Raw genomic sequence first — 15740 nt, forward strand, 5'->3', positions numbered from 1 at the left:
TGATTTAGCACAAAAAATAACAGGTATCGTATTCCTGTATTTTGTTTCAAACACTTTTCATTCATCTATGTAAACCGCTGTAATCATTGGTATTTCCATCTTTTCTACTTCTTTTCAATGGTGAGAAAATCTAACCTATTACTTTCATTAACTTTTTAAGAAAGCAAAAAAGCACCTCATCTTACGCACTTATCATACCACACTTCACCTCATCTGTCTAAGGCTAAAGAAACCTGTCACATGCCATTTGCATCATACATACTTTTTAGCAGATTACTTTTATACCTTCATAGACGTTTCAAATTCAGCAGCAACATTGTGCAACAAATTTCAGACCATTTTGCAAAGCGGCAATACGAGTTTTCTTTCAGATCAGGCAGGTTTTTAAATCGACTTTCAGATAGTGCCTGCGCCTTTAAAATAATATCTGTATAATGCCTGTATAATGTCTGTGCGAAATTTTCGCAAAAAAACGCCCGGCAAAGACTCTCTCTTCTTTCAAAAAAGTTTTCCCACTTTCTTTTCAAAGAGTTTCTTTCTGCCAAGGCGTATTTTCTATGTTTTTTGCCAAGTATATTTTTATCACGCTGTCAAACGCCGTATTTTGCGATATAAGCAATTTTATCGTTTCAGGTAAGATTTATATGCCTATCCTTATCAAAACCTCTTATATCGCATTTTATTGCATTGTTTTTTACTTAAATTCTACCTTTTCGAATCGATACTTCTGTTTCACCTCGGGATATTTTTCCCGGTCCACCTCACTCATAAACATCCCATAGGGTCTTGCGCAGATCTTAAAAGGCGGATACATCGCCTGATAGATCACCAGCTTCTCTCCCGTCTCTGTGTGCTGGGCAAACGCAAGTACCTTATACAGATATTCTGCTGTATGCTCTGATACCCATTCCCGCTTAAAGTGCTGTACAAGATCCCCCTCTCTGATATCCCTCCGCACAGTTTCCTCCTCTTCCGGCTCCGGTTCTGTATCGAGTTCCATATATTCTTCCCGATCCAGCGAAACCGGGATTCCTGATTTTCCTACAATGTGAACCCCGCCATACCATGTCCCGGTGATCTGAAAAATGTCTCCAACTTGATATTCCGAAGTATATTCATCGTTTTTCTTAATAATCCTTACTCTGCTCATCCTTTTTCCTTTCATTAATTCTGACTGCGCTCGCAGTATAGAAACAGACAACCTTGTCATCCGGTTTATATATCGTATTTATGCTAGTATTATGCCATTATTCCCTGCCTGATACAAGACACTATTTTGATTCTACTTCTATTTTTAATTTTTTACAATTCCCCTCTTGACTGTACAGTTACTGTACATTTTACAATGTGCCATGTTGATCATAGAATCCATTCAACAAAGATTCTGTTGAATATTACCTCGTGTGATACAAAGTAAAAATACAGATTTAAAAAATATCGAACTATGAAAGGAGAATGAAATTGAGATGAAAACGATTTTAAAACATGTAAAATTCAAAAGCAAACAACTGGTAGCGCTGTTTTTTCTGATACTACTATCCGCTTTTGGTCAAATGCTATTACCCGCATTACTATCAAAAATGATTAGCTTAGGAGTGGTCACAGGAGAAAACAGAACCATTTGGATGTTCGCTGCAATTATGGCCGGGGTTGCCGTCTTTTCTTGTCTTATCAGCTTTGGATCCGTAAAAATTGCCTCCGGTATTTCCACCAGTTTTGCCGCACAGCTGCGAGACAAAGTTTTCTCTACTGTTCAAAGCTTTTCAGCAGCTGACTTAGATCAATTTGGCACAGCCAGCTTAATCACCCGAAGCACATCCGACATCACAAATGTTCAAAACTTTTTGACATTGTTGCTCCGCGTAGGACTTCTCGCTCCTATGATGGCAATTGCAGGATTGATTTTCTCAGCATCTACAGGAGGAAAAGTTAGTTTCGTACTTCTATTTGCGATTCCTGTTCTATTGATTGTACTGACGATCATTATGATCTTTGCATCTCGTTATTCGATACGCCTGCGCCGCAAGCTCGACCATATCAATCATTTATTTTTAGAAACTTTAGAAGGCGTGCGTGTCATCAGAGCTTTTAACAAACAAAAAACAGAATGCGAACGATTTGAAAATTCTAACGAAGATTATGCTATGACCGCAATGACCGCCGGAAGAATTACAAGCATATTAATGCCGGCAATCAGTGTTATTTTCGGTGTCACAACTGCTGCAGTGCTCGGAGTCGGATCCTATTATGTTGAACTAGGTGCCATGGAAGTCGGTTCTTTAGTAGCCAACAGTCAATACATTAGTATGGTTCTCACTTCGGTGATGATGTTATCCATGGTGATCATGATGTTTCCTACCAGTTATGCCTGCGCCAAACGCATTGCCGAAGTATTGAACACCAAAAGCACAATTGTAGATGGTTCCTTTTCTTTGGAAAAAAGACCTTTGCGCTCCACTGTGGAATTCCGCAATGTGACATTTGCTTATCCGGGAGCAGATGAGCCAGTTTTAAAAGATATCAACTTTATTTCAAATCCTGGTGAAATTACTGCAATTATCGGCGGTACAGGAAGAGGAAAGTCCAGCATTGTAAAGTTGATCCCAAGATTATATGATCCATTGTTTGGGGAAATCTTGATTGATGGCGTAAATATCAAAGATTATTCCTTAAAGGATCTGCGTTCTTTGATTGGATATGTACCACAGAAAAACAAATTATTTTCTGGAAATATCGCAGAGAACTTAAACTTCGGAAATGAAAATGGAAATGAAAAAGATTGGAGAGAAGCAGCAAAAATAGCCTGTGCAAATGAATTTATCGAAAAGAAGCAATCCGGATTTTTCGATCCAATCGCTCAGGGCGGAACGAATTTGTCCGGTGGTCAGCGCCAGCGAATGGCGATCGCCCGTGCTATTATGAAGAAACCGGAAATTTATGTTTTTGATGATAGTTTTTCAGCTTTAGATATGAAAACAGATCGTCAATTACGTCAAAACCTGAAAGAAAGTATTGGCGATGCCACTATGATTATTGTAGCGCAACGCATCAGTTCGATCTTGAATGCAGATCGTATTCTAGTGATTGATGATGGAAGGATTATAGGCAATGGCACACACAAAGAATTATTAGAAAGCTGTTCTTTATATAGAGAAATTGCCGAAATCCAATTAGGAAAGGAGAATTTATAATATGGGGAACTTTAAAACTTTTCAAAGATTATTCTCTTATCTAAAAGAGCACCGCCTGAAACTTCTTTTCGTAATCCTATCAGCTATCATCAGCACAGGATTTATGGTTCTTGCTCCATTTTTGATTGGAAAAGTGACAACCACCTTATTTGCAAGTGTTACAGATGGTGTATTTTACTGGAACACCATTCTCTCCCTATTAGTAAGTTTAGTTGCTTTATATTTCATATCACAACTATTTACTTTTTTACAAGGTTTCATAATGTCTAAAATTACGGCTAAAGTGATGCAAACACTTCGCCGGGAGATCGACGAAAAAATGCACAGAATCAAATTGAATTATTACGATACTCATACCCATGGTGATATTCTGAGCATCATTACCAATGACGTAGATACCATCAACAACACACTTAGTCAGAATTTAACTTCTATTGTTACTCAGGTCACTACTGCCATCGGTGTTTTACTAATGATGATTGCCATCAGTCCTACGTTATCGATCATTCCGATTGTAATGGTTCCCCTTTCGCTTTTCAGTGCAGCCGGAGTTATGAAAGCAAGCGAAAAGTATTATCAGCAACAGCAAGGACTATTAGGAGAACTAAATGGATATATCGAAGAAATATATAATGGACAAGATGTCGTACAAACTTTTAATTATCAAGAACGAGCAAAAAATCACTTCTCAAAATTAAATGAAAAATTAAAGATCAGTTCCCAAAAAGCAGAAACAACTGCAGGTGCGATCTCACCAATCACAACATTGGTCAACGATTTAGGATATGTATTGTGTGCAGCAATCGGCTGTCTTTGGGCAATTGTAGGGAAAATTACCGTTGGTAACGTTCAGGCAATGTTAGAATATACTTGGCGTTTTGCAGAACCATTTTCTACTATTGCAGGAATGGTTGGTAGCTTTAGCGCTGCAAATGCTGCGGGAAATAGAATATTCGCATTATTAGATGCAGAGGAAGATATAGCAGATAAAGAAAACTGTATCGTTCCGAAATCCAACAAAGGATCTGTATCTTTTGAAAATGTTAGTTTTGGGTATTCCCCAGATCACCTTTTGATGAAGCGTATTCATTTAAATGTACTTCCTGGACAGAAAGTTGCCATTGTCGGTCCAACCGGTGCAGGGAAAACAACCTTGATCAATCTGTTAATGCGATTTTATGAGGTAAATTCCGGTTCCATCCTAGTTGATGGTGTCAAAACATCTGACATGACTCGCGAGGAACTGAGAAATCGTTTTGGAATGGTATTACAGGACACCTGGCTTTTCGAAGGCACGATTCGTGATAATATTGGATATGCCGAGGATGATATGCCTATGGAAAGGATTGTTGCATCAGCAAAATCAGCCTGTGCCCATAATTTTATCAAGACATTGCCTGGCGGATATGAAATGATGCTAAGCAAAGGCGCAGAAAATCTTTCTCAGGGCGAGAGACAATTGCTTACAATTGCAAGAGCCCTGGCTTCTGATCCTGAAATTATGATTTTAGATGAGGCGACAAGTAATGTTGATACACATACGGAACTGTTAATTCAACGAGCAATGGCAGAATTGATGAAAGGAAGAACAAGTTTTGTAATTGCACATCGTCTTTCTACTATCCGCGATGCAGATATGATCCTTTATATGGAGGACGGTGATATCAAAGAGGTCGGTACTCATGAAGAATTAATAAAAAAACAGGGGAAATATGCAAATCTGTATTTTAGCCAGTTTGAATAAAAGAAACTATGGCTATAAACGAAAAGGAGTAACTAGTCACTAGATTTTATGAAGAAGAATGGGCGGAAATTTTCCGCCCGTTCTCGTTATCAATTTGTAACTGTTATAAAAAGTATAATCTCTCTATCACACATTATACTTAGATTTATATACAATTCGAATATCTTTATATGGGAACACTTTCACTTCCTCTCCATTTTTAGGACTATCAATCCCACATAATGTACCATCTACAATCTTCTTAGTAGCTTCATAAAATTGATAAATAATCTCCTTTTCAACTGGCCATTTATGATGTCCCGGCCATGTTTTATCATACTGTGATTCTCGTTCAATCAGTTTATTTATAGACTTTAAATAGACTTCCGGTGACTGACTATATTCAATCTGCAACAAAACATCTGCTTGACAGCAAGTATCTCCTGTAAAGAGCCACCTATGTTCTCGATCCAATATACTCACCGAACCTGGTGAATGTCCTGGTGTCTCGATGATTTCCAATGTTCTATTTCCCAGATCAAAAACATCTCCTTCCTCCATAAAACAGATTTCCTTCTTTACCTCTTGAACTTCCGCTCCTATTATTCCTGACCGAAACTTTTTATCACCATGATACTCATATACATTTTTTTCATTTTTCTGTAAATAAACATGTGTAAAAAATGCTGATCCTCCAATATGATCAAAATGTCCATGTGTTAAAATACCAACTATCGGCTTATCTGTTAGGGACTGAGTTATTTCCCCCAATGGAATCATTCCCATCCCTGTGTCAATAAGAGCAGCTGTCTTTTCGCCTTCTAAAAGATACATATATACCGCCGATGTTCCCTGACCTTCCTGTATCATCCACGAATGTTCATCTAATTGAAATATCTGATAATCCATTGTATTCCTCTTGACCTTTACTACTAATCCTTTTATTGTTCTCTAAATATCATCTGTGCAAAATCTCGAAGGCTCTGTCTCCAAACGTTCCAGTCATGAGCCCCTTTATAGATCTTACGGATCTGAGGTATCCCTTTTTGTTCCAAAATTTTATCATCACGAACAAAATATTCCCAAAATGGGTCTTCATCCCCCATAGATCTAAAAAATATCGGAAATAGTTCTCCAAATTTATGCGCATTCTCAAATATTTTCAAATGTTCATTATCACTTAATGGTCGTTCTACCATATCCAACTCAGTACCCTGTATTATATCTGTGACAAAACCGCTAAATATTCCCAAAGCAGAAAAAATTTCAGGATGATGAAAACCAACAATACTTGTCTGAAGAGATCCCATAGACAACCCTGCCATCGCTCGCATTTCCTTTTTCTTTCCAATTCGAAACTTGCTTTCCACAAAAGGTATACATTCTTGCACTAACTCTTGTTCCAATAATTTAAAATCTACAATTCTTTTTTTCTTCTGGTTTACTCTTTGCACCATTCCATTACACATCACTACCACAAACGGAACAGCTTTTTTCTCTGCAATCAAATTGTCCAAAATAAAATTTACCTTCCCTGCGGTAGTCCAACTTATCTCATTTTCACCATGACCATGTTGAAGATATAATACAGGAAAAATTTTATCACAATTTTCTTCATATTCTGCCGGTGTATATACAATACATCTTTCCCACTCTTCCGTTACCTTGGAATAAAAATATTCATTTCTGACACTCCCATGCGGCACATTTTTTAATTGATAAAAATCATCTTGTGGAAGTTCTATGTAATTATATGGACGGCTATACCCATATCCTATCGGAAACAATGGAGAAAGTATCTCCATTCCATTTATTTTTACTTGAACATAATGGTGTCCCGTTCGATAAGGAAATGTTCCTTCCCATACACCATTTTCATTCTCCACACAGAGATATTCTTTATCACCAACTAAAAAAGTTACACTCTCCGCTTGCGGAGCCATAATTTTAATAACTACTTTTCCATCCTCCTGTACTTCCCAGGCGGGAATCTGCCCCGCCCACGGAAGCACCTCATTAAAAGCCAGCGCCTGCTCTGAAAGATTATAGTTCATTTGTTATCTCTCCATTTATCTTACCTATGATATGATACGTCATTTTTTGCAAATCTGCATAAAGCTCAGCTGTATAGTTCTCCTTTTTCCACATAAAATGAATTTCATGCTTCCACGCCTCAACTATAAGGCTACTATCATAAGAGAATGCCGGAAATTCTGTCCGAAACCTTAGTAATTTGAGCTGTTGCTGTACCACTTTATCTAAAAAATGTTTCTCTACATATTCCTTTGTTAAATTCGTTCTGTTAATCTCCTTATGTCCGCCAACCCCTGCACGCCGTACTGCCTCATAATCATTTTTCCCGGCAAAAAGATCTAAATACCATATCTGTGGTTTTCCCGGCATAAAAAGCTGAATTGCCCGCGCCATAAGCATCTTTCTTTCATCTTCTCCCAAAGCACTGTAATAAGTAGCATTTACCTGATAATATATGCTCTTCTGTCCATGTAAATCCTTCACATATCCCCCCCTTGACACAATCGTATCAATAAGACTTTGAATCCTCTCTTCTGAAAGTAATCCCTTCAAATCTAAAAGTGGAATCCCATCATGACACCCCAACATATTTACAGTCCGGATCCTTTTTCCCATCAATTCCTCTGCCCATTTTTTCAGATAATCCCCATTTGCGCTTTCCAATGCGTCAATGATTAACCCCGGAAGAAAAAAATCATATGTCATGTATCCTTTCTCTGCAATCTTTTCATAAATACCATCTGCATAGCTTGCATGAATCTCCGGTAAAAGTTCCAATCCAAATTTATCTGCAAGTTCTCTGACTTTCTCCAGAAGTTCCCACGTTCCCGGTTCATTCAAAAAGTTTTTCTCACCTGGCTTTTTAGGAGCATATGCAAAAGCATCCAGCCTCACAATTCCCGCACCATAATCAGCAAGTTTTTTCAGAGTCTCTTCATAAAATTCCCATACAAGCGGAGATTTTATATTTAAATCCATCTGTCCTAGATACCTTCGTCTGGATTCTGCCATATCAATGATTGCCTTTGCCTGTTCTTTACTCAGCTTTTTAATAGCACGAACAACTTGCTTCTCTTCTACATTTACTCCATCTGCTATTTCGGATAAAACAGATTTTAGACTTTTGCCGGATGCTGTTTTTTCATTGATTGACTCTGCAACATATTTTGCCGTTCTAAACTGAACTCCCGCAGCATCCATAATATCTTGTGCGTCGATCGGTGGATACTTTACTTCTTGATAAAAGGTATTCCAATAGGGAACCTCCTTCCCATTAGGAAAACGAACCATTAAAATTGGTAATCCTGGCTTCCTAAAAAACATACCCTTGATCCATTCGGAATCCGGCTGAATATATCCTTCCTCTGTCATCGTTCCATACCCATCCCAAAATTGATTCCAATCAATAAAAAAATCCCGGTATTCTGATTGCTCCCCCTTTTTCAAAATGTCCTGAAACTGTTCTGACAAAACTGAAGCATGATTTAATATAAAATCCAGTTTTAGTTGAATACCAAGTTTTCTCAGTTTTTCCAAATCCTGTTCTGATGCGAGCATCTCATCCAGTTGATAATCAATTACAGAAAATCCCCGGTCTAAATCCGTATGAAATAGACTAGGTAAAATATAAAAGGATGTAAATGCTCTGTTTCGTTCCGGGTTTTCTAAAAATTCTACAATATCCGCCAAAGTCCCTCCTATGCTGTCTGGATATGCATTCAACATCGGTCCATTATCAACTTTTACTCTTCTTTTTCCCGTTCCCATATTCTACCACCTGCATTATTTTCCCATTTGCTTTTCATATTCCTCATAAGTCAGCAGTTCGCCTTTCTTTGAAACAATCATTTTCGCTTTATATGCCTGTCTTTTTAGCAACTCCTGCTCCAACTCCAGTACCATCATAGTAAACGGACTGTCCACAGCACTATCCCTGTTTCTTGTTCTTCTGTGCTCCAGCGTTTCCTGCGGTGTACTATTCAGCAAAATCGGAATATCCACCCCTTGATAACACCCGCTGTTTCCATGTGTCCATTCTATGATCAATACCTGTACATTGGAAAAATCCTTTTTCTCATACCAAAGATCCGTGTCTGTTCTTCCCATACGTCTAAGCCAGATATTCTGAGAACCCGTCTTAAACTGACGTACAATCTCTTCCACTTCCTGAAAATCAATTTCTCGTGAAGTACCGAGGTATTCTGCCAATCCTTCACGTCCTCCCCGCAAATATGTCTGATACCAGTTATATATTTCTCCATGTGCAGAATCTGCATCGGTTCCCTCTTTCTGCCACTTTCGGATCTGTTCCATCCGCTCCGGATCCAGAAGATTCTTCACCGTCATTGCACGCAATCCTTTTTCTCTAAAAATCCGCAACCTTTCTGCATCATTATACTGTGGAATCCGATGCGGATAATTATCTCCTGACAACGTATAACTTCCTATTCCCGCCTGCGTAAAATACCAGGACAACAAAGATGCAATCTCTGATTTTCCCACTCCTGATCCACCGCATACGGTAATCACCGCTCTAGGAGACTCTTCTGCTTCAAAAACAGGTAAAAGCTGTTCTAATAATTCCGGAAAAATCTTTGTTGCTTTCTGAATATGTTCTTCACGAATTTCAATCTTATCTCCCGGCATATCGCCATGAGGGATGTCTCCTGAAACAACTGGCGCTTTCCAGTTATATTTTATTTCTAATAAGTTCATTTTTCCATCTCCTTCCCTTATTCCATTAGTCTGGGATCACTAATTTATCTTTTGTCTTTTCCTCTATTCCAGCCAGAAAAGAAAATACTGAATCCATCATTTGTTCCCAATAATAGATTTCATGATCTCCATGTCCTTCCTTGTATACATGAGAAACTCCAGCTTTTTTTAATACATTTTCAAACTTTTCCACAGCATTCCCTACCGCTCTGTCCTCTGTCCCACAACACAGAAAAAGTTCCGGACGATTTTCCAAAGACAATTTTGTCCACATGTTCTCCATATCCCATTCACTTCCATAAAACATCTTTCTACTTCCGAAAATTCCCTCAAATTGTTTCCATGAAAAGCCATACGCTTCCACATTCTCACCTGACATTAAAACACATGGATCCGATGCCGGAGAGATAGCGGCTACTTTTGAAAAAGTATGCCTGTATCTCATCCCATTATAGAGTGCGCCATACCCTCCCATAGAAATACCCGCAATATAGGTATCTTCTCTTCTATGGGAAAGCGGAAACAATTTGCGTGTCACTTCTACCAGTTCTTTTCCTACATAAGTACTGTAAAATGTCATCCTTTGTGGAAGATCCTGATAAAATAAATTTTCTCCATCCGGAAGAACAATCGCAATTCCTTTTAATTCCGCTTGCTTTCTTAAATTTAAGTAGGTAATTAGTTCCATTGCTGTTGTACTATATCCCGGCAAAAAATAAACTGTTTGAAATGGAGGCTCCCACTTTCCGGACATACCATCTGTAGGAAGAATTACCTTTATTGAAGTCCCCCGCAACAATGCTTCCGATTTATATTCCATCTGTATAAAAGCCATCTGTTATCCTCCTAGTATTTATGCAGTCTAATAGTTCTCATCTTCTTTTTCTTCTACTTTCTCTTCAAGTCCCCAACAAATTGCTGGCTCAAGATACTGATTCCAAAACTTCCAGTCATGAATTCCCTCACTTTCATAATATGTAAGATCCACGTTCTGACTGTTTAAAAAATCTCTGAATACTCGATTGTTTTTTAAAATAAAATCTTCGGTTCCACAAGCCATAAAAACCGGCTGTATCTTTTCTCCTCTTTTTTTCTTCTCTCGAATCAGATAATCTGGATTATTTTCACTTGTATCCAAATGTTCAAGATTACCAAATACTTGCAGATAATAATCATAGTCTGCAATCTCATTTTTCTCTCCCGGCTTCATCCCAGCAATATCATATTGAATCATTGCAGACGAAAGACCAAACATCTTTCCAAATCTCTTAGGATATTTCAAAGCTGTATGAATCGCCCCAAATCCTCCCATAGAAAGGCCTCCAATGAAATTGTCTTCCGGTTTATCTGAAAAACCAAATGTCTTTGTACAATAATCTGGCAGTTCCACTCCTACAAACGTCTCATATGCACGTCCAGTTCCTTTTCCATTCAGATAAAAGCTATTTTCTCCAGACGGAAGTACAACAGCTAGATTATACTGCATCGCCAATTCTTGAATCCGACTACCATATAACCAATCCGTTGTGTTCCCTGAAAACCCATGAAGAAGATACAGTGTTTTAGGTTTTCTCTCATAATTTTTATTTCCTTCAATCATCATTGGTATTGCATCATCCGGCAAAATTACATGAAACGTAATTAACCTACTCAGTGCTATAGAATATTTATTAATTTGTAAAACAGACATATCTTTCTTCCTCTTTCTTTTTATGCAAACTGATATATATCTTCACTTGGAACATAATGTACTGGTATTTCATTATCCAAAAGTTCTAAAATCCAATCCACAGCATATTTCATTCCCAGTTCTTCCATATTAAAATGACCGATATTAAATGCTGCTTTTGCTTTTCCAAGTTGTACAGCATCTCTGATATAGGACATAACAGTCCAGTCAATCACTTCTCCTGGGATAATTGCATCTACACCTTGCTCCTCCATAAGACGGATTACCTCTGTTGCATATTCCGAACAATAATTATTTCCCGTCGTCGCCTGATGTTCAAAAATATTAGGCAATAAATGTCCTACAAGTGCAACCTTTGTTATTTGATCCTCTGCTTTCCCTATATAACGTATTCCATTTAACAAAAGTTTTTCTTTGAGCATTTTATTCATTTTCTCCACTGTCATATCCGAAAATTCAAAAATCTTTGCCATACCATCTTCTCCGGTTTGATTATCTTGCCATCCAAGGTATTTTATTACCCCTGTAAAAATGCTGTCTGGTTTATGGGCATGTGAATGATCGTGGTCTCTCCATATAACAATTCCATTCTCTTCTAGCAGATTCCGCTTCTCCTCATAAATTTTATTTTCAAATCCAGCTCTCCAATCTGGATAATCCGGAGTAGAATAGTACGATGGCTCATGCACATAAAGTAGGTTACAACCTAATTTCGCTGTCTTTCTAATCACCTCTACCGTCGGAACAAGCGCACATACAATCCCGGTACATTCTACTTCAGGATCTCCTGATTTATATCCATCGCATCCATCATATTCTTCTGGAAATTTTGGATGATATTCCAGAATTTTTTCAATCACTTCTCTTATTTTCATTTTCCAGTTCTCCTTTTCCCGACACTTTACCTTTTCTGTATTTTTTTCATATAAATAAAATCCCGGAGTCCCAGAACTTAGGCTTTCACACTTTCCTGGTACCCCGGGTATCTCATTTCCGTATCATACTATATCATTTCATTCCCTATCCTTTGACGGCCCCTACTACAACGCCTTTTACAAGGTATTTCTGTACAAACGGATAGATAAGTAAAATTGGAAGAATTCCGATCACTGCCATCGCCATACGAATCGATGTACCTGGCAGTTCCACAGCTCCGGTTCCAAGAAGCGATGCGGTGGAATTCGACCTCAATGCCTGAATATTATCCATAATCTTCATCAAGAGCTGCTGAATACTATACAGCTTTTCATTATTGATATAATACAATCCATTCGTCCAGTCATTCCAATAAGTAATTCCCGTAAAAAGACCGATTGTTGCTACTGCCGGCTTAGAAAGTGGTAGCATAACCTTATAAAAAATTTTTAGTTCGGATGCCCCATCAAGCTGCGCCGCTTCAATCAGCGAATCAGGAACACTGTTTTGATAATAATTTCTTACCAGAATTACATTAAATGCTGTTACCAAATAATTCGGAATCATTAACGCCCATACTGTATCCTTAATATGAAAAATCTGTGTCCACATAATATACGAAGGCACGATTCCCCCATTAAATAGCATCGTAAAAAATACAAAAAATGCCAATACATTTCTTCCCCGAAAGGATTTTCTTGCCATTGGATATGCCAGCATCGTCGTAATAAGTACACTTATCGCTGTGCCGCCTATCGTTACAAGAAATGATATTCCATAAGATCTTAATATCACAACTCCTTGTTTTATCATATAGTAGTAAGAATCCAGACTCCACTCAGCCGGAAAGTAAGTATATCCATCTCGTATCAATACATCCTCTGCCGAGAAAGATGCGATTACAATCAGAAGGATCGGAAGAATCACCACTATGACAAGAGCTGTAAGGATTACCGTCGATACCCGATTAAAACTTTTACTTTCTGTCATTTCCTTTTCCTCCTAGAATAATGCATTATCTGAATCTACTTTACGAACGATTGCATTTGCAATCAGTACAAGCACAAATCCTACCAGTGACTGATATAAGCCTGCTGCCGCGGACATTCCTACATCATTTAGTTCCATAAGGCCACGGTACACATAAGTATCAATCGTCTGCGTCACATTGAAAAGTGCCCCTGAATTCTGTGGTACCTGATAGAACAGTCCAAAATCTGAATAAAAGATTCGCCCTATGGACATCAATGTCAATGTAATCACAGTCGGCTTTAACATCGGCAATGTCACGTAGAAAATCTGCTTCAGTTTTGTCGCACCGTCAATAGCTGCCGCTTCATAAATTGATTTATCAATACCTGAAATGCTCGCCATATAGACAATAGACTGGTATCCCATGTTTTTCCAAAGATTTACAATTACTAAAATCACCGGCCATGCACCTGCATAAGAATACCATGAAACCGGATTAACCCCCATTCCTGCAAGAATCGTATTGTTGATAAATCCTGTATCCGCATTCAAAAATGCATATGCTACAAATCCAATGACCACCCAGGAAAGAAGATTTGGCAAAAGAAGTGTAGCCTGAAAAAATTTCACCCTTCTTTTCTTTCCCAGTTCACACATCATAATCGCAATAGCGATTGCTACAATTGTTCCGATCACGATAAATGTCAAATTATATGCAAGTGTATTTCTGGTCATAATCCATGCATCTTTTGTTTTAAATAAAAATTCAAAATTCTCAAAACCGCACCAATCACTGCCAAAAATTCCCTTCATTAGACTGTAATCTTTAAAAGCAAGAAATACGCCAAACATCGGGATATAATTATTGATAATCAGGTACAAAATTCCCGGCAGTGCAATAAGTAATAAAGGCAGGTTCTTAAATCGCTTTTTCTTTCTGGCTGTAACTATTTTTTTCATACTGCCTCCTCAACTCCCTTTATTTTTGACCTTCTGCCCATGTATCCAGCTGTTCTTGTTTTGCCTTCAAAATTTCCTGGTACCCCGCATCATTTAATGCCTGTACAAATTTATCAACCTCTGTATCCGGATCAAGACTTCCACAGATCAGTCCCGGCAAATACTGTGAAATTACATTCTTCACTGCTGTATACTGTGTCTTCACACTGTCGGAATCAAAAGTAAATCCCATCGCAGGAGACGTCTTTGCAGTCTCGTTCTGCTCCTTTTCCCATTCAAGGGAATCCGGGTTTGTTCCTTCCATTGGATGCATGAGGAAGAAATTTCCCAATGTTCCACAGCTTAACTGAGCTGTATATGGCACAGTAGATGCATCCTCACCTTCCGGATAAGAAACTGTTCCATCATCATTCATTACGTAGTCTCTGCCTTCAATACCATAAATCAACAGATTAATCACATCTTTATCTGTATATGTAAGGTCAAGAAATTTCATCGCTGCTTCCGGCACGTCTGTCGTAGAAGCAATCATCCAGCTCAACCCATTCAAATCTGCAGTTGAAAGATATGCATCACCAATAATCTTTGCCCCGATTGGATATGTACCACATTGTTGCTGTAAAGAAGCCGCTGTATCCTCTTCTGGATAACTATATGCAGCAATATAGCAGAAATAATTTCCGGAGCTCATCAATTCTGCAGCCATACTTGTTGTTGTCGCTGCATCTTTCATCACCAGCCCATCTTCATACCATCCTCTGACTAACTCGCATTTTTCACGGAACACATCAGAAGAATACAGATCTTCGACTTCTAACTGATCTCCTTCAAGAACACCTACCGGGGAGTATCTGTCATCTGTCAGAAAGTCAATTTCACCATAATTAACTGAAACCCCAATCTCTCCTGTTTGTACTGGTGCTACCGGTGTCATATTCGGATACGACTCTTTTACTTTCTTTAATATATCTGTCATGTCTTCCATGGAAGAAACTGCTGACATATCAATTCCCATTTCTTCTGCAATGTCCTCACGATAAATTACCATTGGTGTCAAAGCAACTGGTTTCATCGTCGGAACGCCATAAGTGTGTCCCTCTTTCGAACAGGCCGCCAGCCAGTCCTCTCCTACCGTGTCAACAATTCCCTCTCCTTCTTCTTTCAGTAAATCAGTAATATCATAAGCCATATCTGTCGATACATAATTATTAAAATCTCCCATCGACTGATAAACGTCAATTTTTTCTCCACCCTGAAGCGCAAGACTGACTTTATTAGAATAATCAGCAATCGCGATTGGCATCAATGTTACCTCTGTATGAATCTTCTTTCTTGTAATCTCATTGATTGCTTCTTCAACAGTATCAAGATCTTCCTCCGCCGGAATATTATTGAAGGTCGCATAAGCATATGTTACTTGATCATATCCTTCATTTTTCTCCTTTTTAGATTGCGATTTTGATTCCCCACCACAAGCTGTAAGCCCCAATGTCATGGCTGCTGTCAGTAAACATACCAGAACTTTTTTGTTTTTCATAAC

General features: G+C 38.3%; 13 protein-coding genes. 2 read left to right on the forward strand and 11 right to left on the reverse strand.

The genetic code is table 11. The features are described 5' to 3' along the window. Positions 1-694: 694 nt before the first annotated feature. Positions 695-1150 (reverse strand): DUF1653 domain-containing protein, encoded by a 456-nt coding sequence (locus ACGG81_RS13405; RefSeq protein WP_009263488.1) that lies wholly within the window; start codon positions 1148-1150, stop codon positions 695-697. A gap of 316 nt (positions 1151-1466) precedes the next feature. Here ACGG81_RS13405 and ACGG81_RS13410 point away from each other — a divergent pair, with 316 nt between their 5' ends. Together ACGG81_RS13410 and ACGG81_RS13415 are read left to right on the forward strand one after the other, a co-directional pair. Then, positions 1467-3191, forward strand: coding sequence for an ABC transporter ATP-binding protein (locus ACGG81_RS13410; RefSeq protein ID WP_390108812.1), 1725 nt, complete (start codon positions 1467-1469; stop codon positions 3189-3191). Between the two features lies 1 nt (position 3192). Continuing rightward, entirely contained in the window at positions 3193-4935 is a 1743-nt protein-coding gene (locus ACGG81_RS13415; protein WP_320619027.1) for an ABC transporter ATP-binding protein, read from the forward strand. Positions 4936-5061: 126 nt separating this feature from the next. Here ACGG81_RS13415 and ACGG81_RS13420 read toward each other — a convergent pair whose 3' ends face one another. The 10 genes from ACGG81_RS13420 to ACGG81_RS13465 all read right to left on the reverse strand — a co-directional run bounded on the left by ACGG81_RS13420 (position 5062) and on the right by ACGG81_RS13465 (position 15737). Further along, positions 5062-5823, reverse strand: a complete 762-nt coding sequence (locus ACGG81_RS13420) for an MBL fold metallo-hydrolase (RefSeq protein WP_349160554.1) — start codon at positions 5821-5823, stop codon at positions 5062-5064. Positions 5824-5855: 32 nt separating this feature from the next. Continuing rightward, on the reverse strand, positions 5856-6857 hold the full coding sequence (locus ACGG81_RS13425) for an alpha/beta hydrolase-fold protein (RefSeq protein ID WP_158547673.1): 1002 nt from the start codon (positions 6855-6857) through the stop codon (positions 5856-5858). A 100-nt stretch (positions 6858-6957) separates the two neighbouring features. Beyond that, entirely contained in the window at positions 6958-8715 is a 1758-nt protein-coding gene (locus tag ACGG81_RS13430) for an alpha-amylase family glycosyl hydrolase (RefSeq protein WP_349160553.1), read from the reverse strand. 15 nt (positions 8716-8730) lie between these two features. Further along, positions 8731-9663 carry an adenylylsulfate kinase gene (locus ACGG81_RS13435; protein WP_390108817.1) on the reverse strand — a complete coding sequence of 311 codons (933 nt, stop codon included), beginning with the start codon at positions 9661-9663 and terminating at the stop codon, positions 8731-8733. Between the two features lie 25 nt (positions 9664-9688). Then, on the reverse strand, positions 9689-10498 hold the full coding sequence (locus tag ACGG81_RS13440; protein WP_390108820.1) for an alpha/beta hydrolase: 810 nt from the start codon (positions 10496-10498) through the stop codon (positions 9689-9691). A 27-nt stretch (positions 10499-10525) separates the two neighbouring features. Beyond that, the gene (locus tag ACGG81_RS13445; RefSeq protein ID WP_117500563.1) at positions 10526-11353 is read right to left on the reverse strand and encodes an alpha/beta hydrolase family protein; all 828 of its coding nucleotides are present in this window, start codon (positions 11351-11353) and stop codon (positions 10526-10528) included. Positions 11354-11373: 20 nt separating this feature from the next. Beyond that, positions 11374-12228 (reverse strand): Nif3-like dinuclear metal center hexameric protein, encoded by an 855-nt coding sequence (locus ACGG81_RS13450; RefSeq protein WP_390108823.1) that lies wholly within the window; start codon positions 12226-12228, stop codon positions 11374-11376. A gap of 145 nt (positions 12229-12373) precedes the next feature. After that, positions 12374-13258, reverse strand: coding sequence for a carbohydrate ABC transporter permease (locus ACGG81_RS13455; RefSeq protein WP_117500561.1), 885 nt, complete (start codon positions 13256-13258; stop codon positions 12374-12376). A 12-nt stretch (positions 13259-13270) separates the two neighbouring features. Further along, positions 13271-14200: a sugar ABC transporter permease gene (locus ACGG81_RS13460; RefSeq protein WP_117500560.1), complete on the reverse strand. Its 930-nt coding sequence runs from the start codon at positions 14198-14200 to the stop codon at positions 13271-13273. A gap of 19 nt (positions 14201-14219) precedes the next feature. Further along, on the reverse strand, positions 14220-15737 hold the full coding sequence (locus tag ACGG81_RS13465; protein WP_349160550.1) for an ABC transporter substrate-binding protein: 1518 nt from the start codon (positions 15735-15737) through the stop codon (positions 14220-14222). Positions 15738-15740 lie beyond the last annotated feature (3 nt).

It is taken from the genome of Faecalimonas umbilicata (genome assembly GCF_042846195.1).
GTDB classification, from domain to species: Bacteria; Bacillota; Clostridia; order Lachnospirales; family Lachnospiraceae; genus Faecalimonas; species Faecalimonas umbilicata.

Excerpts from the sequence above, each read along its gene's own strand:
- ACGG81_RS13460 (WP_117500560.1), bottom strand. The coding sequence starts at position 14,200 with ATGAAAAAAATAGTTACAGCCAGAAAGAAAAAGCGATTTAAGAACCTG.
- ACGG81_RS13410 (WP_390108812.1), top strand. The coding sequence starts at position 1,467 with ATGAAAACGATTTTAAAACATGTAAAATTCAAAAGCAAACAACTGGTA.
- ACGG81_RS13450 (WP_390108823.1), bottom strand. The coding sequence starts at position 12,228 with ATGAAAATAAGAGAAGTGATTGAAAAAATTCTGGAATATCATCCAAAA.
- ACGG81_RS13420 (WP_349160554.1), bottom strand. The coding sequence starts at position 5,823 with ATGGATTATCAGATATTTCAATTAGATGAACATTCGTGGATGATACAG.
- ACGG81_RS13435 (WP_390108817.1), bottom strand. The coding sequence starts at position 9,663 with ATGAACTTATTAGAAATAAAATATAACTGGAAAGCGCCAGTTGTTTCA.
- ACGG81_RS13455 (WP_117500561.1), bottom strand. The coding sequence starts at position 13,258 with ATGACAGAAAGTAAAAGTTTTAATCGGGTATCGACGGTAATCCTTACA.
- ACGG81_RS13465 (WP_349160550.1), bottom strand. The coding sequence starts at position 15,737 with ATGAAAAACAAAAAAGTTCTGGTATGTTTACTGACAGCAGCCATGACA.
- ACGG81_RS13445 (WP_117500563.1), bottom strand. The coding sequence starts at position 11,353 with ATGTCTGTTTTACAAATTAATAAATATTCTATAGCACTGAGTAGGTTA.
- ACGG81_RS13430 (WP_349160553.1), bottom strand. The coding sequence starts at position 8,715 with ATGGGAACGGGAAAAAGAAGAGTAAAAGTTGATAATGGACCGATGTTG.
- ACGG81_RS13405 (WP_009263488.1), bottom strand. The coding sequence starts at position 1,150 with ATGAGCAGAGTAAGGATTATTAAGAAAAACGATGAATATACTTCGGAA.
- ACGG81_RS13440 (WP_390108820.1), bottom strand. The coding sequence starts at position 10,498 with ATGGCTTTTATACAGATGGAATATAAATCGGAAGCATTGTTGCGGGGG.
- ACGG81_RS13425 (WP_158547673.1), bottom strand. The coding sequence starts at position 6,857 with ATGGCTCCGCAAGCGGAGAGTGTAACTTTTTTAGTTGGTGATAAAGAA.
- ACGG81_RS13415 (WP_320619027.1), top strand. The coding sequence starts at position 3,193 with ATGGGGAACTTTAAAACTTTTCAAAGATTATTCTCTTATCTAAAAGAG.